Source organism: Streptomyces sp. NPDC058246 (genome assembly GCF_042881985.1).
GTDB lineage: Bacteria > Actinomycetota > Actinomycetes > Streptomycetales > Streptomycetaceae > Streptomyces.
The window spans coordinates 24,257-41,709 of record NZ_JBHVWZ010000035.1; the positions used below are offsets into that span (position 1 = coordinate 24,257).

At 71.6% G+C, this 17,453-nt stretch carries 17 protein-coding genes and 1 pseudogene; 9 read left to right on the forward strand and 9 right to left on the reverse strand.

Annotation, left to right across the window (positions count from 1 at the left end):
- Nucleotides 1-27: 27 nt before the first annotated feature.
- The 5 genes from pheS (at nucleotide 28) to ACFVXA_RS34270 (ending at nucleotide 7,480) form a co-directional block, all read left to right on the forward strand.
- Nucleotides 28-1,179, forward strand: coding sequence for a phenylalanine--tRNA ligase subunit alpha (gene pheS / locus ACFVXA_RS34250; RefSeq protein ID WP_362020798.1), 1,152 nt, complete (start codon nucleotides 28-30; stop codon nucleotides 1,177-1,179).
- On the forward strand, nucleotides 1,179-3,686 hold the full coding sequence (gene pheT / locus ACFVXA_RS34255) for a phenylalanine--tRNA ligase subunit beta (RefSeq protein WP_362020801.1): 2,508 nt from the start codon (nucleotides 1,179-1,181) through the stop codon (nucleotides 3,684-3,686). The genes pheS and pheT overlap by 1 nt, the downstream gene beginning before the upstream one ends.
- Nucleotides 3,687-4,197: 511 nt before the next feature.
- Nucleotides 4,198-5,184 carry a PP2C family protein-serine/threonine phosphatase gene (locus ACFVXA_RS34260; RefSeq protein WP_389472376.1) on the forward strand — a complete coding sequence of 329 codons (987 nt, stop codon included), beginning with the start codon at nucleotides 4,198-4,200 and terminating at the stop codon, nucleotides 5,182-5,184.
- Nucleotides 5,185-5,485: 301 nt separating this feature from the next.
- Nucleotides 5,486-6,826, forward strand: coding sequence for a transcriptional regulator (locus tag ACFVXA_RS34265; protein WP_362020803.1), 1,341 nt, complete (start codon nucleotides 5,486-5,488; stop codon nucleotides 6,824-6,826).
- A gap of 108 nt (nucleotides 6,827-6,934) precedes the next feature.
- The gene (locus ACFVXA_RS34270; protein ID WP_362020806.1) at nucleotides 6,935-7,480 is read left to right on the forward strand and encodes an NUDIX hydrolase; all 546 of its coding nucleotides are present in this window, start codon (nucleotides 6,935-6,937) and stop codon (nucleotides 7,478-7,480) included.
- Nucleotides 7,481-7,508: 28 nt separating this feature from the next.
- Here ACFVXA_RS34270 and ACFVXA_RS34275 read toward each other — a convergent pair whose 3' ends face one another.
- Complete coding sequence (locus ACFVXA_RS34275; protein WP_362020809.1) at nucleotides 7,509-7,766, reverse strand: hypothetical protein; 258 nt, start codon at nucleotides 7,764-7,766, stop codon at nucleotides 7,509-7,511.
- Between the two features lie 276 nt (nucleotides 7,767-8,042).
- Nucleotides 8,043-8,903: a 3-hydroxybutyryl-CoA dehydrogenase gene (locus ACFVXA_RS34280; protein ID WP_362020812.1), complete on the reverse strand. Its 861-nt coding sequence runs from the start codon at nucleotides 8,901-8,903 to the stop codon at nucleotides 8,043-8,045.
- 166 nt (nucleotides 8,904-9,069) lie between these two features.
- Here ACFVXA_RS34280 and ACFVXA_RS34285 point away from each other — a divergent pair, with 166 nt between their 5' ends.
- Nucleotides 9,070-10,377: a glycoside hydrolase family 10 protein gene (locus tag ACFVXA_RS34285; protein WP_390028201.1), complete on the forward strand. Its 1,308-nt coding sequence runs from the start codon at nucleotides 9,070-9,072 to the stop codon at nucleotides 10,375-10,377.
- Between the two features lie 40 nt (nucleotides 10,378-10,417).
- Here ACFVXA_RS34285 and ACFVXA_RS34290 read toward each other — a convergent pair whose 3' ends face one another.
- Nucleotides 10,418-10,609 (reverse strand): DUF1918 domain-containing protein, encoded by a 192-nt coding sequence (locus ACFVXA_RS34290; protein ID WP_362020818.1) that lies wholly within the window; start codon nucleotides 10,607-10,609, stop codon nucleotides 10,418-10,420.
- A gap of 92 nt (nucleotides 10,610-10,701) precedes the next feature.
- On the reverse strand, nucleotides 10,702-11,682 hold the full coding sequence (locus ACFVXA_RS34295; RefSeq protein ID WP_390028202.1) for a DMT family transporter: 981 nt from the start codon (nucleotides 11,680-11,682) through the stop codon (nucleotides 10,702-10,704).
- Here ACFVXA_RS34295 and ACFVXA_RS34300 point away from each other — a divergent pair.
- Both ACFVXA_RS34300 and ACFVXA_RS34305 read left to right on the forward strand, forming a co-directional pair.
- Nucleotides 11,681-13,144, forward strand: coding sequence for a PLP-dependent aminotransferase family protein (locus tag ACFVXA_RS34300; RefSeq protein WP_390028204.1), 1,464 nt, complete (start codon nucleotides 11,681-11,683; stop codon nucleotides 13,142-13,144). The two genes, ACFVXA_RS34295 and ACFVXA_RS34300, sit on opposite strands and share 2 nt — an antisense overlap.
- Nucleotides 13,145-13,360: 216 nt before the next feature.
- On the forward strand, nucleotides 13,361-13,936 hold the full coding sequence (locus ACFVXA_RS34305) for a histidine phosphatase family protein (RefSeq protein ID WP_362020827.1): 576 nt from the start codon (nucleotides 13,361-13,363) through the stop codon (nucleotides 13,934-13,936).
- Nucleotides 13,937-13,941: 5 nt separating this feature from the next.
- On the opposite strand, the gene ACFVXA_RS34310 is transcribed toward ACFVXA_RS34305, so the two are convergent.
- From ACFVXA_RS34310 to ACFVXA_RS34330, 5 genes and pseudogenes are all read right to left on the reverse strand, one after another.
- The gene (locus tag ACFVXA_RS34310) at nucleotides 13,942-14,391 is read right to left on the reverse strand and encodes a DUF6314 family protein (protein ID WP_362020830.1); all 450 of its coding nucleotides are present in this window, start codon (nucleotides 14,389-14,391) and stop codon (nucleotides 13,942-13,944) included.
- 180 nt (nucleotides 14,392-14,571) lie between these two features.
- A complete protein-coding gene (locus tag ACFVXA_RS34315; RefSeq protein WP_384021491.1) occupies nucleotides 14,572-15,012 on the reverse strand; it encodes a carboxymuconolactone decarboxylase family protein in 441 nt (146 codons plus the stop codon).
- Nucleotides 15,009-15,440 (reverse strand): MerR family transcriptional regulator, encoded by a 432-nt coding sequence (locus ACFVXA_RS34320; protein ID WP_362020836.1) that lies wholly within the window; start codon nucleotides 15,438-15,440, stop codon nucleotides 15,009-15,011. The genes ACFVXA_RS34315 and ACFVXA_RS34320 overlap by 4 nt, the downstream gene beginning before the upstream one ends.
- Before the next feature lie 86 nt (nucleotides 15,441-15,526).
- Nucleotides 15,527-15,796 (reverse strand): annotated as a pseudogene (locus ACFVXA_RS34325) (aminotransferase class V-fold PLP-dependent enzyme); the annotation flags it as partial.
- Between the two features lie 242 nt (nucleotides 15,797-16,038).
- A complete protein-coding gene (locus ACFVXA_RS34330) occupies nucleotides 16,039-16,830 on the reverse strand; it encodes a LysR family substrate-binding domain-containing protein (protein WP_383746112.1) in 792 nt (263 codons plus the stop codon).
- A gap of 57 nt (nucleotides 16,831-16,887) precedes the next feature.
- Between ACFVXA_RS34330 and ACFVXA_RS34335 the strand changes: the two genes are divergently transcribed.
- A complete protein-coding gene (locus ACFVXA_RS34335) occupies nucleotides 16,888-17,283 on the forward strand; it encodes a DUF5997 family protein (RefSeq protein ID WP_383746114.1) in 396 nt (131 codons plus the stop codon).
- Nucleotides 17,284-17,453: the final 170 nt, after the last annotated feature.

Here is a 17,453-nt window from a genome sequence, read left to right on the forward strand (position 1 = left end):
GCCAGCCAACCGGAAGCACGGGAAGAGATGTCGGCACCGAATAAGTCGTACGACCCTGTAGAGGTCGAGGCCTTGAAACCGGAAGAGATCGAGCGCATGCGGGACGAGGCGCTCGCCGCCTTCGCGGCCGCCGGTGACCTCGACGCGCTCCAGGAGGCGAAGGTCGCCCACACCGGCGGCACCTCGCCGCTGGCCCTCGCCAACCGCGAGATCGGCGCCCTGCCCCCGCACGCCAAGGCCGCGGCCGGCAAGCTGGTCGGCCAGGCCCGGGGCGCCGTCAACAAGGCCCTGGCCGCCCGCCAGGCGGAGCTGGAGGCCGATCGCGACGCCCGCGTGCTGGTCGAGGAGGCGGTGGACGTCACGCTGCCGTACGACCGCGTGCCGGCCGGCGCCCGGCACCCGCTGACCACGTTCATGGAGCGGGTCGCGGACGTCTTCGTGTCCATGGGGTACGAGATCGCCGAGGGCCCCGAGGTCGAGGCGGAGTGGTTCAACTTCGACGCCCTGAACTTCGGCCCGGACCACCCGGCCCGGCAGATGCAGGACACCTTCTTCGTACAGGGCCCCGAGGCTGCGTCCGACAGCGGCTCCGCCGCGGGCTCGGGCGACGAGTCCGGTGTGGTCCTGCGCACGCACACCTCGCCCGTGCAGGCCCGCGCCCTGCTCGACCGCGAGCCCCCGGTCTACGTCGTCTGCCCGGGCCGTGTGTACCGCACGGACGAGCTGGACGCCACGCACACCCCGGTCTTCCACCAGATCGAGCTGCTGGCCGTCGACGAGGGCCTCACCATGGCCGACCTCAAGGGCACCCTGGACCACATGGTCCAGTCGCTCTTCGGTCCGGAGATGAAGACCCGGCTGCGCCCGAACTTCTTCCCCTTCACCGAGCCGTCCGCCGAGATGGACATGCTCTGCTACGTCTGCAAGGGCGAGTCCGTCGGCAACCCCGACCGCCCCTGCCGGACCTGCTCCAGCGAGGGCTGGATCGAGCTCGGCGGCTGCGGCATGGTCAATCCGCGGGTGCTGATCGCCTGCGGCGTCGACCCGGAGAAGTACAGCGGCTTCGCCTTCGGGTTCGGCATCGAGCGGATGCTGATGTTCCGCCACAACGTCGAAGACATGCGAGACATGGTCGAGGGTGACGTCCGGTTCACCCGGCCGTTCGGGATGGAGATCTGATGCGGGTCCCGCTTTCTTGGCTGCGGGAGTACGTCGACCTGCCGGCGACGGAGACCGGGCGCGACGTCCAGGCCAAGCTCATTTCGGTCGGCCTGGAGGTCGAGACCGTCGAGCAGCTCGGCGCCGACCTCAAGGGCCCCCTGGCCGTCGGCCAGGTGCAGTCCATCGAGGAGCTGGAGGGCTTCAAGAAGCCCATCCGCTTCTGCCTGGTCGACGTCGGCCAGGCCAACGGCACCGGTGAGCCCCAGGAGATCGTCTGCGGCGCCCGCAACTTCTCCGTCGGCGACAAGGTCGTCGTGGTCCTCCCGGGCGCCGTGCTGCCCGGCGGCTTCGCGATCGCCGCGCGCAAGACGTACGGCAGGACCTCGCACGGCATGATCTGCTCCGGCGACGAGCTGGGCATGGGTGACGACGGCAGCGGCGGAATCATCGTCCTGCCGCCGGAGACCGAGGTCGGCACCGACGCGATCGAGCTGCTCCAGCTCGTCGACGAGGTCCTCGACATCGCCGTCACGCCCGACCGCGGCTACGCCCTGTCGATGCGCGGCGTCGCCCGCGAGACCGCCGTCGCCTACGGCCTGCCGCTGCGCGACCCGGCGCTGCTCGACGTACCGGCGCCGAACGCGTTCGGCTACCCGGTGCAGATCTCCGAGCCGCTCGGCTGCGACCGCTTCACCGCCCGTACGGTGACGGGTCTCGACCCCGAGGCCCGCTCCCCGATCTGGCTGCAGCGCCGCCTCCAGAAGGCGGGCATGCGCCCGATCTCGCTCGCCGTCGACATCACCAACTACGTGATGCTGGAGCTCGGCCAGCCCCTGCACGCCTACGACCGCACCCGCGTCCAGGGCGCGATCGGCGTGCGCCGGGCCACCCAGGGCGAGAAGCTCACCACCCTCGACGGCGTCACCCGCACGCTGGACGCCGAGGACCTGGTGATCACCGACGACCGCGGGCCGATCGGCCTCGCGGGTGTCATGGGCGGCGCGAACACCGAGATCGACGACACCGAGGGCACCACCACTGAGGTCGTCATCGAGGCCGCGCACTTCGACGCCATCGCGATCGCGCGCACGGCCCGCCGCCACAAGCTGGCCTCCGAGGCCTCCAAGCGCTTCGAGCGCGGTGTCGACCCGCAGGCCGCCTCCGCCGCCGCCCAGCGCACGGTCGACCTCCTCGTCCTCCTCGCCGGCGGCACCGCCGACGCCGGGGTCACCGAGGTCATCGCGCCCTCCGCGCCGCACACCATCACCATCCCGGCGAACCACCCGGACAAGGTGGCCGGTGTCGACTACGGCCGCGAGACCGTCGTACGCCGTCTCCAGCAGGTCGGCTGCGACGTCTACGGGCAGGACGAGCTGATCGTCACCGTGCCGTCCTGGCGGCCCGACCTGACGGATCCGAACGACCTGGCCGAAGAGGTCATCCGGCTGGAGGGCTACGAGAACCTGCCCTCCACGCTGCCGAAGCCCCCCGCGGGCCTGGGCCTCACCGACCGGCAGCGGCTGCACCGTCGCATCGGCCGCGCGCTGGCCGGCGCCGGGTACGTCGAGGCGCCGAACTACCCGTTCATCGGCGAGCATGTCTTCGACCAGTTCGGCCTCGCCGCCGACGACCCGAACCGCAAGGTCGTCAAGCTGGTCAACCCGCTCTCCGACGAGGAGCCCGCCCTCCGTACGACGCTGCTGCCGGGCCTGCTCGGCGCGCTGCGCCGCAACGACGGACGCGGCTCGCACGACCTGGCGCTCTTCGAGACGGGCCTGGTCTTCCACCCGCAGGAGCGGCTGCGGGTCGCCGGGCGGCTGCCCGTCGACCACCGTCCCACCGACGAGGAGATCGCGTCGCTCACCGCCGCCCTCCCCGTCCAGCCCCGGCACGCCGCCGTCGTCCTCGCGGGCGCCCGCGAGCAGGCCGGCTGGTGGGGCAAGGGCCGTCCGGCCGACTGGGCCGACGCCATCGAGGCCGCGCGCATCCTGGCCCGCGAGGCGGGGACCGAACTCCTCGTCCGCTCCAGCCAGTACGGGCCGTGGCACCCGGGCCGCTGCGCCGAGCTCGCGGTCCGCGTCGACGGTGCGGAGAAGGTCATCGGGTACGCCGGTGAGCTGCACCCCGGTGTCCTGAAGACCCTGGGCCTGCCCGCGCGCACCTGCGCGATGGAGCTGGACCTGGACGCCCTGGAGCGCGCGAGCGCCGGCCTCGTGAAGGGCCCGCGGATCTCCACCTTCCCGGTCGCCACGCAGGACGTCGCGCTGGTCGTCGACACGTCCGTCCCACACACGGATGTCGAGGCCGCGCTCCGCGAGGGCGCCGGTGCGTTGCTGGAGTCCATCCGGCTGTTCGACGTCTACGAGAACGCGGAGCAGCTCGGTGAGGGCCGGAAGTCGCTGGCGTACGCGCTGCGGTTCCGCGCCGCCGACCGCACGCTGACGGTCGACGAGGCGTCGGCCGCTCGCGACGCGGCGGTGGCGCTGGCCGCTGAGCGCACGGGGGCGGTGTTGCGCGGAGCCTAGAGGCTCCCCCGGTACAACCGGCGGAGCTAGAGGCTCCGCCGGTTGTACCGGGGAACTGCGGGTCGTCCGTCGGCTGCGGGTTGTTCGCGGCTTGTCACGCAGTTCCCCGCGCTCCTCTCAGGGGCGCTTCACCCCACGCCCACCTGCATAAATGCACGTGTCCGAAGGTGCCTCACTCATTCGGGTGACAAGTGCGGGCGATCTGGCCCGATCGGGGCATGCGGTCGACAGAATCGGACCGGCCCAGAGGGTACGAGGTGGAACTCCAGGGCCGTACTGCGCAGTCAGGGCCTAATGGGGGGCCATCGGCATGATCCGTATCAAGGCTGGGGTTCCCTGCAGGGCGAGGCCCCGAGCACATGCGCGCACGCACAGCGGGTTCAGGGCCGTTGTCGCCCGCAGGGGCCCACGCCCTCCGCAGCGGGATCCCCGGTGCGATCCCCGGCGTCTTCGGCGGGTGCTCTCTCTGGGGCTGCCCACCGTCTGGGGCGCGACGGCGATCACGTACAAAATGGCCTGTCCGCTCGCCCAGCAGAACGGGCTCGGCGCGCGGATCGTCACCAGCGCCGTCTTCTTCGCGGTCGGGACGGGCCTGATCCTCCACGTCAGACGGGCGCTGCTGCGGGAGCTCCGGCAGCTCCGCAAGGTCGCTGGCGCCGCCCAGAACGTGCTGCTGCGGCCGCTGCCCCCGCGCATCGACGGGCTGAACACCGCCGCGGCCCAGCTGTCCGCGGACCGTGGCGCGAGCATCGGCGGCGATCTGTACGAGGTGATCGCCACCGAGCACGGTGTACGGATCGTCATGGGCGACGTCCGCGGGCACGGGATCGGCGCCATCGGGACGGTCGCCGCCGTCCTCGGCAGTTTCCGCGAGGCCGTGCACGACGAGCCCGAACTCGGCTGCGTCCTCAGAAGACTCGAGCGGGCGCACGCCCGGCATCTGCGCGAGCGGGCGCGGGCCGAGCACCCTTCGGCCGGACTCGATCCCGACAGCTCCGTCGCGGAGGAGTTCGTCACCGTGCTGCTGCTGGAGATCCGCCACGACGGCGAGGTGTACGCCCTCAACTGCGGTCACCCCTGGCCGTATCTGCTGAGCGGTGGCAGGGCCGAACCGCTGACCCGGGCCGATCCGCTGCCTCCGCTGGGTCCGTTCCCGCTTCCGGCCGAGCTGGCGCCCACCGACTGCGGCCCCTTCCTGCCCGGCGAGGCGCTGTTCCTGCACACCGACGGGGCCGAGGACGCCCGTGACGCCCGAGGCCGCTTCTTCCCACTGGCGGCGACTCTGGCCGAGGCGGCACGTGAGACCCCGGTGGTCGTCCCTCAGGCGATCCTCCGATCTGTCTTCGCCGCGCTGCTCCGCCATGCGGGAGGCAGACCGGCCGACGACATCGCCCTGCTCGTCCTGCGCAATGACCGCCGGGCCACGCGCCCCCGGGTAGGGGCGGGGGGCGCCGGCTGCCCAGCCGCACACGACCAGCAGCCGTCAAATCACCTGTAGTACCCGGTACTCGATCGCTCGGTCGGAGCCGGCGGCGACCGTCCGCCCCGCCACGGAGTGTCGGGCAGGCAGCTGGGCGGACGGCGCGGAATCGGGCCGCCGCACTGTACGAGGGGGAGCCGGCGGCCCGGCCGGCCTCTTGCGAGGCATTTCAGTCAACCGGCCAGAAACGCTCCGCGACAGCGCGCGTACTGCCCGGATACGGGCACTCGGTTCACACCCCGTGTGAAGCACTCGGTTCACACCCCGTGTGGAACAGGACGCACTAGTCTGACGGCAACGAGTCACCCGGGGGGCCTTCATGCAGCCCAACACTCTGCTCGACGCGATTCTCGACGAGGCGGGCATCTCGCACGCGGGACTCGCCGCCCACGTCAATCAGGCAGGGAGAGCGCGCGGTCTCGCGCTCAGGTACGAACACACCGCCGTCGCACGGTGGTTGAAGGGCCAGCGGCCGCGCGGCCAGGTGCCCGACCTGATCTGCGAGGTGCTCGCGGGACGGCTCCACCGGCCCGTCACGCTCGACGACATCGGTCTCGGCGTACCCGGCGAGCCGGCCGCACCGCACGGCACCTCGCTCTCCGGCTTCGTCGAGCGCGCCACCGCCCTGTGGCGCTCCGACGAACAGCAGCGCCCGCACATCCTCGGCGCCCCGGCCGTCACCGGAACGCCCGCGGTGATGCCCGTGTGGGAGTGGGAGAACCCGCCCGAGGACGTGGACGTCTCACGCGGCGGACGCCATCACGTGAAGATGTCCGACATCGAGATGCTGCGCGCGGCCCGCGCCCACTACGAGCAGATGTACCGCAAGGCCGGCGGCATAGCGACCCGCACCCGGATCGTCGGCTTCCTCAACTCCGAGACCGCGCCCCTGCTGCGCGGCAGCTACACGGACGCCACCGGCCGTCAACTCCACCGCGCGACCGGAGGGTTGGTCGCCATCGCGGGCATCTGCGCCTACGACTCCGACGCGCACGGACTCGCCCAGCGCTACTTCCACCAGGCGCTGCGCCTGGCGAAGGCCAGCGGGGACCGGGGACTTGGTGCCTACGTCATAGCCCTGCTGGTCAACCAGGCGCTGTTCATGCGCGAGTACCGGCAGGCCGTCGCCTTCGCCGAGGCCGCGCTGCGCGCCGCCGGACGGCACATCACTCCGGCGCTCGCCTCCGACCTCTACGCGATGCAGGCCAAGGCGTACGCGCACCTCGGCGACGGCAGCAGCGCGCTGTCCTGCATCCGGCGTGCCGAGCAGGCCGCCGAGCGGATTCGACGCGGCTACGAGCCCGATGAGACCGGCTATGTCCAGCCGGGCCTGGTCAACGTACAGGTGGCGGAGGCGCTGCTCAGCCTCGGCGACCTGGTGGCGGCGGCCGAGCACGCCATGGCGGCCGTGGACACGCCGGCGCACGACCGGGGACGCGTGCACCGGCTCGCCATGCTCAGCCACATCGAACTGCGCCAGGGCAACGCCGACAAGGCGGTGGCCACCGCGGTCCAAATGGCCGAGCAGGCACGCGGGATGGAGTCCCAGCGCCTGCGCGACAGACTGCGCGCGGTACGCGAACACCTGGTGCGCAGCGGCTGTGCGGGGACCTCCGAGGCCGCCGAACTCATCGACGGCGCACTGCGCGTACCGCTCTAGACACCTGGCCCGCCGCCACCGCTGCACTGTGCCCCGACTGCTGTGAGCCTGCTGTCAGGACGCTCCTGCTGCGATATTGCCATCTACTCGGCGGAAGGTGGCAGAACCGTGCAGTGGACGAAACAGAACGAACAAACTGTGTATGAAAACCGCTGGTTCAGCGTCAATCTCGCAGATGTCGAGCTGCCGGACGGTCGGCACCTCGATCACTTCTTGATCCGGCTGCGGCCCGTGGCCGTGGCCACGGTGGTGAACGAGGCCAATGAGGTGCTGCTCCTGTGGCGGCACCGCTTCATCACCGACAGCTGGGGATGGGAACTCGCGGCGGGCGTCGTCGAGGACGGTGAGGACATCGCCGTGGCGGCGGCCCGCGAACTGGAGGAGGAGACCGGCTGGCGGCCGGGACCTCTGCGCCATCTGATGAGCGTCGAGCCCTCCAACGGGCTCACCGACGCCCGGCACCACATCTTCTGGGCCGATGAAGGCGCGTACATCGGACACCCCGTGGACGACTTCGAGTCGGACCGTCGGGAATGGGTTCCCTTAAAACTCGTTCCCGACATGGTCGCCCGCGGCGAGGTCCCGGCCGCCAACATGGCTGCCGCACTGCTCCTCCTGCACCACCTCAGGCTCGGGCAGGACGCGTTGCCCTGATCGTCCCCCCCCAACGTCCTGGGACCACCTAGTGGCCCAGAGCCTGCCAGACGGCCACGGCCAGCGCGCCCACGGCCGCAAGGACCGCGAGGGCGGGCAGTGGCCAGCGGGTGTGTTCCAGGGCGACGACCCGTGCGCTCAGGTCGTCGAGATCCTTGGCGGTCTGGTCGTCGCGCTGAGTGAGCAGCGCCAGGCCTCCCTCGATGCGGGTGAAGCCCACCTCGAGGGACCGGCGTAACTCTGCGAGTTCCCTTGGGGCCAGGGGATGCTCGGGGTCGGCGGTCACTTGTCCGCTCCTTTCCGTAGTCGTCACATCCCTTACATGCGCACGGAAAGTCAACTCGCCTGGTGGACAGGTGGGGAGCGTGTGCGAGGGGCATATGCGTGCCCGGCGCGCACACGGTGTGTGAATGGCGCGGGCCCGGCACCGCGAACGGTGCCGGGCCCGCGCAAGCCCGAGGCTCACGGTCCGTAATCAGGCAGGGGTGTCTTCAGGCCAACGAGCCGTCACGGGCGCCACGCGTACGGGCGGCCGACAACCCGTCCGCGTGCCGTGTGCCCGTCACGCGTACGTGTAGAAGCCCGAGCCCGACTTACGGCCGAGCCGGCCGGCGTCCACCATGCGCTGGAGCAGCGGGGGAGCGGCGTACAGCGGTTCCTTGTACTCCTCGTACATCGAGTACGCGACCGAGGCCACCGTGTCGAGGCCGATCAGGTCGGACAGCTTGAGCGGCCCCATCGGGTGGGCGCAGCCCAGCTCCATGCCGTTGTCGATGTCCTCGCGACTGGCGATCCCCGACTCGAACATCCGGATCGCGGACAGGAGATACGGGATCAGCAGCGCGTTGACCACGAAGCCGGAGCGGTCCTGGGCGCGGATCGCGTGCTTGCCCAGCGCCTTCTCGGCGAACAGCTGGGCGCGGCCGAGGGTGCCCTCGGAGGTGGTCAGCGCCGGGATCAGCTCGACGAGCTGCTGCACCGGGGCCGGGTTGAAGAAGTGGATGCCGATGACCTGGTCGGGGCGCGAGGTGGCGACGGCGAGCTTCACCAGCGGGATCGAGGAGGTGTTGGAGGCGAGGATCGCGTCCGGCCGGGTCACGACCTGGTCGAGGACCTGGAAGATCTCTGTCTTCACCTGCTCGTTCTCGACGACGGCCTCGATCACCAGGTCGCGGTCGGCGAACTCGCCGAGGTCGGTGGTGAAGCTGAGCCGGTCCTGGGTGGCCTTGAGCTCCTCCTCGGAGATCTTGCCGCGCTCGGCCGCCTTGGACAGGGAGTTGAAGAGCCGGGTACGGCCGATCTCCAGGGCTTCGCCGGTGGTCTCGGCGACCTTGACGTCCAGGCCGGCGCGGGCGCACACCTCGGCGATGCCCGCTCCCATCTGGCCGCAGCCCACGACTCCGACGCGTTCGATGTCGGTCACATCGTCCCCTTCGCTGATCTACACACCTGGCAGGACCCCCGTTGTTCGGTGCCTGCTCCGATCGTGCACGTTACTCCGAAGTATCGATGATCGATCGTGCGGGTCAGGCATGCTGGGCGAGGAGACGATCCGTGACCGGACGGATTCGCTGCGTAGGGGGTGCGAGATGGGGCGACCGTCACGCCGGAGGTTCGCGGTGGCCGCTGCGGCGACACTGTCGGGCTTCGTGACGGCGGGGGACGCCACGGCTCCCCGGGATTCGGGGTCCCCGGGTCCGGTGTCTTCGGGTCCGGAGTCCGAGGGCTCGGAGTCCTCGGGTTCGGCTTCGCCGGGCCGGGCGCGGGCGGCGCGCGAGCTGCGCGGGATGTGGCTGGCGACCGTCGCCCACCTCGACTGGCCCTCACGTCCGGGCCTCACCGCCGTCCGGCAGCGTGACGAACTCCTCGCCCATCTCGACACCGCCGTACGCCGCCGCCTCAATGCCGTGATCTTCCAGGTGCGCCCCATGGCCGACGCGCTGTGGCCCTCGTCGTACGAGCCGTGGTCCCAGTTTCTGACCGGGGTCCAGGGCAGGGATCCCGGCTGGGACCCGCTGGGCACGGCGGTGCGGGAGGCCCACGCGCGGGGCCTGGAGCTGCACGCCTGGTTCAACCCGTACCGCGTCGCGAGCCACACCGATCCGACGAAGCTCGCCGCCGCGCACCCGGCCCGCAGGCACCCCGACTGGGTCGTGCCGTACGGCGGGAAGCTCTACTACAACCCGGGGCTGCCCCAGGTCCGGACGTTCGTCCAGGACGCGATGCTCGACGCGGTGCGCAAGTACCCGGTCGACGCCGTGCACTGGGACGACTACTTCTACCCGTATCCGGTCGCCGGCCAGGTCTTCGACGACGACGCGACCTACGCGGCGCACGGCGAGGGATTCCCGGACAAGGCCGCCTGGCGGCGCCACAACGTCGACCGCCTGGTCCTGGACACGGCGTCGCGCATCAAGGAGGTCCGGCCCGGGGCGCGCTTCGGGATCAGTCCGTTCGGGGTGTGGCGCAACGCCGGCACCGACTCGCTCGGCTCGGCGACCACCGCGGGTGTGCAGACGTACGACGATCTGCACGCCGACACCAGGAAGTGGGTCCGGGAACGCTGGATCGACTACATCTGCCCGCAGCTGTACTGGAACATCGGTCTGGCCGCCGCCGACTACGCGCGCCTGCTGCCCTGGTGGGCACGGGTCGCGGAGGGCACCGGAGTGCAGCTGTACGCCGGGGAGGCGCTGTACAAGGCCGGGAAAGCGGGTCAGCCCGCGGCCTGGCAGGACCCCGCCGAGCTCTCCCGGCACCTCACCTTCGCCCGTGACTACCCACAGGTGGGCGGGCATGTCTTCTTCTCGGCCGAGGAGGTACGCGCCGACCGGATCGGCGCGATGGCACGGGTCGTCGCCGACCACTATCAGCGGCCGGCGAGAACTCCGCGCTGAGCCAGGGCACGCCGACTGGGCGTACCCCCGTGCTGAGCTGCTACAGGGTGTCCTTGTGACGGATTTCGGTGTCGGGGCCCGGAGAGCAGACGCCCTCGTGCCCGTCCTCGAACTTCACGCGGTACGGGGGAGTGCCTTCCGCCCCCATGACCTCGGTGATCTTCCCGACCTTGTCGTGCTGCCCGACAATCCTGCCGTGCTGCACGATCTGGTCGCCCTCGGATGCACGCATCTGAACGGTCTCCTCGTCGTGTACGGGAGTAGCGATCCGTGGCCGCAAGTCTACGGCTGGTAGTGCCGGTTGGCCCGGCCCGTGCGTGCCGGTCAGTCCCGCGCCCGCTGGGTGAGCGCGATGCAGACCAGAACGGCGGCGGCCGTCAGGGGTGCGGCCGGTGTGAGCTGCTCGCCAAGGAGCAGTACCGACCACACCAGTGTGAGCAGCGGTTGGGCCAGCTGCAACTGGCTGGCCTTGGGAATCCCGATCGATGCCATCCCGCGGTACCAGACGACCAGACCGAGGAACTGTGAACCGGCCGCCACCCACAGCAGTCCCGTCACGCTGTGCGCGGTCAGCTGCACGGGCTCGTACGACAGCGCGAGCAGCGCGCCCGGCACCGTGAGCGGCAGACACAGGACCAGCGCCCAGCCGATGACCTGCCAGCCCGGCATGACTCGGGCGAGCCGGCCGCCCTCGGTGTAGCCCGCCGCGCAGATCAGCAGCGCCCCGAAGAGATACGCGTCCGCGCCGGTCAGCGCGCCCCCGCTCTGCTGCACGGTGAACGCGATCACCACGGCCGCGCCCGCGAGGGCCGCCAGCCAGAACATCCGTGAGGGCCGCGCCCCGGTGCGCAGCGCCGAGAACAGCGCGGTCGTCAGCGGCAGCAGCCCGACGACCACGGCCGCGTGCGCGGTGGTCGACGTCCGCAGCGCGAGCGTAGTCAGCATCGGGAAGCCGAGGACGACACCCGCGGCGACGACCGCGAGCCCCGCCCAGTGCCGCGCACCGGGCACGGGAACGCGCAACGCCAGCAGGCAGCCGCCCGCGATGACCGCTGCCAGCAGACTGCGCACGGCCACCAGGGACCACGGGCCGAAGCCCTCCAGGCCCCAGGCGGTGGCGGGGAAGGTGAGGGAGAAGGCGGTCACGCCGAGGGCGGCTTGCAGGGTGCCGGAGCGGCGGTCCGCGCGCAGGGTGTCCGAGGACCGGCCGCCCGTCGCCGCGGACCGGGCGGTCTCGGTCGCGGTGCTCCCGGAGGTGACGACCGCTATCACGGTCTCGGCAGTAGCGCTATCCTGTGCTCTCATGCAACAGCGTAGCAGTGTGGGAGATCTGGCGAATCAGCTGCGTCGAGAGCTCGACCGCTACTCTCCAGGTGGAAAGCTGCCGTCGAGCCGGGCGCTCATCGAGCGGTTCCGGGTGAGCCCGGTGACGGTGTCGCGGGCGCTGGCACAGCTCGCCGCCGAGGGCCTGGTGGTCACCCGGCCCGGCGCCGGTGCGTTCCGGTCACAGCCGCGTGCGGCCACCTCGACTGCCGGGGACACCTCCTGGCAGGAGGTCGCGCTCAGCGCTGACTCCGCCACCGAGCTCGTCCCCCGCACGGTGGACGCGTCCGGCGTCCTCGTCTCGCTCGCCGCCCCGCCGCCCGGCGTCATCGAGTTCAACGGCGGCTATCTGCACCCCTCGCTCCAGCCGGAGCGGGCGATGGGCGCGGCCCTCTCCCGCGCCGGGCGCCGCCCGGGCGCCTGGTCCCGGCCGCCCATGGAGGGGCTCGCGGAACTGCGTGAGTGGTTCGCACGGGAGATCGGCGGAGCGATCAGTGCCGCCGAGGTGCTCATCGCGGCCGGCGGCCAGGCCGCGCTCACCACCGCGCTGCGCGCCCTCGCCCCGCCGGGCGCCCCGGTGCTGGTCGAATCACCCACGTATCCCGGCATGTTGGCGATCGCCCGTGCGGCGGGTCTGCGGCCGGTCCCCGTGCCGGTCGACGCCGACGGGGTGAAACCCGCCCTGCTCGCCGACGCGTTCAGGGCGACCGGCGCCCGGGTCTTCGTCTGCCAGCCACTGTTCCAGAACCCGACCGGGGCCGTGCTGGCGCCCGAGCGGCGGGGCGAGGTGCTGCGGATCGCGCGTGAGGCGGGGGCGTTCGTGATCGAGGACGATTTCGTACGCCGTCTCGTCCACGCTGACGCGGGCCCGCTGCCGCGTCCGCTGGCCGCCGAGGACCCCGACGGAGTCGTCGTGTACGTCGGCTCGCTCACCAAGGCGACCTCGCCGAGCTTCCGGGTGAGCGCACTGGCCGCCCGGGGGCCGGTACTCGAACGGCTGCGCGCCATCCAGGTCGTCGACACCTTCTTCGTGCCGCGCCCGCTCCAGGAGGCCGCCCTCGAACTCGTCGGCTCGCCCGCGTGGCCCCGCCATCTCCGTTCCCTGTCGGCCGAGTTGAAGGCCCGCCGCGACACGATGACCGCCGCGCTGCTGCTGAACCTCCCGGAACTCGCCCTGCCCCACATTCCGTTGGGCGGCTACCACCTGTGGCTCCGCCTCCCCGACGGCACGGACGAGTCGGCCCTGGTCGCCGGTGCCCTGCGGGCCGGCGTGGCCCTGACCCCCGGCCGCCCCTACTTCAGCGCGGAACCCCCGGCCGCCCATCTGCGACTGAGCTTCGCGGCGGTGGCGGGGACGGAGGAGATCACTGAGGGGGTGCGGCGACTGGCGTCAGCCCGTCCAGCGTTCGAGGACGGGGCCGCTCAGGCCGATACGGGGGTATGAGGGCGGGGCCCCAGGGAGTGGGGTCCCCCTGGGGGTTGGGGGACCCCTCTTGAGCGAGCCGGGAGCTTGGGGAGGGTGGGGGCGGCTTCCCGGGCGAAGCCGGGAGCTCGGGGAGGCTGGGGGTGGCAGGGAGCGGACGACGTCGCTCCAGTGAGTCCGCGCATACCCTGCGTAACCCCTCTTGACCTGCGGAGTCCGGCGTTCCACGATCTGCGCATGCATCTTCGGGTCACGTTCGTAGCCGCCGCCCGCAGCTCCTCGCTGCTGGCGGAACGCTTCGAGGACGACCGGCCGCTGGACCAGGCAGGCTGGGACGAAGTGCAGCGCGCCGCCTCCGAGCTGGTGCCGCTGGCGGCGGCCGAGCTGCGCTACTGCTCGCCGACGCCCCGCAGCCGGGCCACCGGTGACGCCCTCGGCTACGGGCCGCTCGTCCAGCTCGCCCTGCGCGACTGCGACATGGGCCGATGGCGGGGCTTCACGCTGGGCGAGGCGATGGCCCGGGAGCCCGAGGCCGTCGACGCCTGGCTCGGCGACCCGCGCTCCGCCCCGCACGGCGGTGAGTCCCTGCTGTCCTTCATCTCCCGCGTCGGCGACTGGCTCGACACGCGCCCGGGCGACGACGGCAGCCGCATCGTCGCCGTGGCCGAGCCGTCGGTGGTGCGGGCGGCGCTCGTGTACGCCTTGAAGGCCCAGCCGTCGACGTACTGGAACATCGACGTACGACCCCTGTCGTCGGTGACCCTCACGGGGAACTACCGGCGCTGGAACCTGCGCCTGGAGGCCGCGACGTAGCGCGCCTACGGCACCCGCTCGTACTCGGTTATCAGGAGCAGGTCCTTGGCGGGTCCGCCCACCCGCCACACCGTGCGCCAGTGGTCCGCCGCGTGCACCGTGAACTCGCCCCGGTAGAGGTCCGCCACGCACGGGTGGTCGGCGACGTGCCGCCCCGTGGTGAGGTCCAGGTCGTGGAAGGTGCGGCCGTCGGAGAACTGGACGAGGGCGGTCCCCGGGGCCCGCCCCGGCAGGAACCGCAGCGTCCGTTCGGCGGGCCGGGGCGTGCCCTGCCACACGAAGGTGCCGGACTCCTGATGCAGGAGGCCGTCGGCTCCGTCGTCGAGTGGCGAGAAGACGGTGGTCCCCGTGAATCGCCCCTCCGTGGCGCCGGCCAGATCCCGCACCGCGCGCTCCACCCGCCAGCCGCCGGTCAGGTAGGCCAGCACGTCCGCCACCGGCCAGAACTCGCCCATACCGTCCCGCCCTCCGTCCCCTCCGATCCGATGCTGCGCGACTCATTGACGCGCTCCTGTCCTCTCCCTATTTTGCCGTCCGAAGCACTGATCGATGTACGGAATTTCGAACACCACCACCACGCCTCATGGACCTCGGCCGACGACGAGGTGCGGAAGCTCTTCACGAAGAGGCGCGCCTCAAGAGGGGTCGGCCGGCGTCGTGGGCCGCTGTCCGGCGGGCAGCAGCCCTCGCTCGGCGAACACCTTCTTCGCGACCAGGGTCGCGTTCATCGCCTTCGGTATGCCGCAGTACACCGCCGAGTGCAGCAGCGCCTCGACGATCTGCTCCGACGAAAGGCCCACGTTCAGGGCCGCGTTGACGTGAACTTCCAGTTGGGTCTCGCAGCCGCCGAGCGCCGTGAGCATGCCGAGCGTGACCAACTGGCGGTCGCGCGGGGCCAGTCCGGGCCGGTCGTAGATGTCGCCGAAAGCCCAGGCGACGATCTGGTGGCCCAGTTCGGGGTTGATGTCGGACAGTGCGTCGACAACGCGCTGTCCGGCCTCGCCGTCCACGCGTTCGAGGATCTTCAGGCCGTGCTCGAAGCGCTCGTCACGGGTGGTGGCGGTGGTGTTGATCATGTGAGGTCAGCCGTTCCCGACTGCTCGTGCGGGTGTTCCGCTTCGAGCAGCCGTTCGTAGTGGTCGATCTTGTCGTCGAGGGCGGCCGCGTTGCGGCGCAGTGCGCGGATGCGGTGCGCGAGGTCGGCGCGGTGCTCCCGGAGCAGCGCGAGCCGGTCGGGGACCGTGACATCGCCGCGCGCCCGCAGCTGCGCGAACCGCTGCATGTCCGCGATCGACATGCCCGTCTCGCGCAGCCGGATCAGGAACTCGAGCCAGGCCAGGTCGGCCACCTCGTAGCGCCGCTGGTTCCCGGTGGTCCGGCCGACCCGTTCGATCAGTCCGGCCTTCTCGTAGTACCGCAACGTGTCGTGCGAGAGTCCGGTGCGCTCGACGACCTGGGCGATCGTGAGCGTCGGCTCCTGCGGGAGGGGCTGTCCGCTGGTCATGAGTAAACCGTAAAACCTGGAGCGCGCTCCAGGTCAAGCGCTGCCGGCGATCCTTCTCGCCCGGCCCCCGTCGACATCGACTCTCGTCAGCTCCCAGGAGCTCCGAAGTACCTCTGAGCTGCGCGAACGCTCTCGGCCAGTGCGTCGACCTCCGCCGGGGTGTGGTAGACGTAGTAGGTCGCGCGGGTGGTCGCCGGGATCCCGTAGCGCCGCACGATCGGGCGGGTGCAGTGGTGGCCGACGCGCACGGCGACGCCCCGCTCGTCCAGGATCTGGCCGACGTCGTGCGGGTGGACGCCGTCCACGGTGAACGACGCCGCGGATCCATGGTCGGCGCTCTCGCGCGGGCCGACGATCTCGCCGACGACGCGACCGAGCTCCTCACCGGCCCCGAGTCCCCGCAACTCGCCCCCTGTGCGGCGGCCGGCTGCACCCGGTGGTTCCTGCGCTCGCACGCGGCGCGGCGCTGGACGACGAAGTGCGGCAACCGGGTCCGGGCGGCTCGCGCCTGCGCGGCCCGCAAGACCCGGTAGGAAGAGGGGCCCGTAAGACCCGGTATGAATAGGGGCCCGCAAGACCCGGTAGGAAGAGGAAGGGGTCAGGAGCGGCGGCGGGGCTTTCCGCGTTTGGCGCTGCCCTTGGCGCCGGCCTTGGCGCCCCCCTTGGAGGATCCCGACTTGCCCGCCGCGGGCTTCCGCCGGGCGCCGCCACTCGCGTCGGAGCGCTTGGGCGCGGGCTTGGACTTCGGCTGGGCGGCTGCGGCCGGGGTACGACCGCGCGTGCTGTTGACCGTCCGGCCGCGGACGATCCCGATGAAGTCCTCGACCAGGTCGGTGGTCTCCTCCTGCGGCCAGGACAGCGCGACGCGCGACTCCGGGGCGTCGGTGACCGGCCGGTATGTGAGGTCCTTGCGGTGGTGCAGACGGGCGAGCGACTGCGGGACGACCAGGACTCCGATGCCCGCCGCCACGAGGTCCACGGCGTCCGCCGTGGTCGCGGGGCGCTCGAACGCGGGCTGTCCCGGCGGGGTCCCGGCGCTGCGCTCCCAGTCGAGGGTGTCGTCGAGGGGGTGCAGCACGACCTCGTCGGCCAGATCCTCGGAGGTCACCTCGTCGACCGCCGCCACGATGTGGTCCTTGGGGACCACGACCACCGTCGTCTCGCTGTAGAGGGGGATCGCGCTGAGGTCCTCCCGGTCGACCGGCAGCCGTACGAAGCCGGCGTCCGCGCCGCGGGCCCGCAGTACGTCGAACGCCTCGTCGGCGGAGACGGCGACGAGCGTCAGGGGGATGTCGGGCAGCCGCTCGTTCCAGATCCGCACCCACTTGGTGGGCGTCACTCCCGGGACATAGGCGAGCCGGAACGAAGGAGGTACTTCCGAGCCAGTCACCTCGCCAGGCTATCGGTCGTGGTCGGAGGTCGCGCACACGCTCGATACCCTTGACGTATGACGTCGCACCAGACCACCCAGACCATGAAGCCCGCCACCGCGGCGAAGAAGCTGGGTGTGTACCTCGAGGCCACCCCCGCCGAGTTCCAGGAGGGCGTCGTCTCGCGCGCCGAGCTGAACGCGCTGCAGGCCGACCCGCCCGCGTGGCTGCGGGAGCTGCGACGCAACGGCCCGCACCCGCGGCCCGTGGTCGCGGCCAAGCTGGGCATCTCCATCGCCGGGCTCGCCCGCGGCGGAGTCACCGAGGCCCTCACCACCGAGCAGATCGACGCCCTGAAGCAGGAGGACCCGGGGTGGCTGCGCCGGGAGCGCGCCACCCAGGCCGAGGTCCGCCAGGAAGCGGTCCGCATCCAGGAGAAGCAGGCGGAGCGCGCCGAAAAGCCCGGGCGGTAAGCCAGAGCGGTAAAGCCGCAGCAGAAAAGCCAGAGCAGTAAAGCCGGAGCGGTCCGACAAGCGTCCCTGACCGCTTCCTCAGTCGGGCTACGGCCCGGCACCAGGCCGGTGCGGTGGGCGAGGACGACCCACCGCACGCGATCACGCGCGCGGAACGTCGGGCAGCTCGG

Excerpts from the sequence above, each read along its gene's own strand:
- pheS (WP_362020798.1), top strand. The coding sequence starts at position 28 with ATGTCGGCACCGAATAAGTCGTACGACCCTGTAGAGGTCGAGGCCTTG.
- pheT (WP_362020801.1), top strand. The coding sequence starts at position 1,179 with ATGCGGGTCCCGCTTTCTTGGCTGCGGGAGTACGTCGACCTGCCGGCG.
- ACFVXA_RS34260 (WP_389472376.1), top strand. The coding sequence starts at position 4,198 with ATGGCCTGTCCGCTCGCCCAGCAGAACGGGCTCGGCGCGCGGATCGTC.
- ACFVXA_RS34265 (WP_362020803.1), top strand. The coding sequence starts at position 5,486 with ATGCAGCCCAACACTCTGCTCGACGCGATTCTCGACGAGGCGGGCATC.
- ACFVXA_RS34285 (WP_390028201.1), top strand. The coding sequence starts at position 9,070 with ATGGGGCGACCGTCACGCCGGAGGTTCGCGGTGGCCGCTGCGGCGACA.
- ACFVXA_RS34290 (WP_362020818.1), bottom strand. The coding sequence starts at position 10,609 with ATGCGTGCATCCGAGGGCGACCAGATCGTGCAGCACGGCAGGATTGTC.
- ACFVXA_RS34300 (WP_390028204.1), top strand. The coding sequence starts at position 11,681 with ATGCAACAGCGTAGCAGTGTGGGAGATCTGGCGAATCAGCTGCGTCGA.
- ACFVXA_RS34295 (WP_390028202.1), bottom strand. The coding sequence starts at position 11,682 with ATGAGAGCACAGGATAGCGCTACTGCCGAGACCGTGATAGCGGTCGTC.
- ACFVXA_RS34305 (WP_362020827.1), top strand. The coding sequence starts at position 13,361 with ATGCATCTTCGGGTCACGTTCGTAGCCGCCGCCCGCAGCTCCTCGCTG.
- ACFVXA_RS34310 (WP_362020830.1), bottom strand. The coding sequence starts at position 14,391 with ATGGGCGAGTTCTGGCCGGTGGCGGACGTGCTGGCCTACCTGACCGGC.
- ACFVXA_RS34315 (WP_384021491.1), bottom strand. The coding sequence starts at position 15,012 with ATGATCAACACCACCGCCACCACCCGTGACGAGCGCTTCGAGCACGGC.
- ACFVXA_RS34320 (WP_362020836.1), bottom strand. The coding sequence starts at position 15,440 with ATGACCAGCGGACAGCCCCTCCCGCAGGAGCCGACGCTCACGATCGCC.
- ACFVXA_RS34335 (WP_383746114.1), top strand. The coding sequence starts at position 16,888 with ATGACGTCGCACCAGACCACCCAGACCATGAAGCCCGCCACCGCGGCG.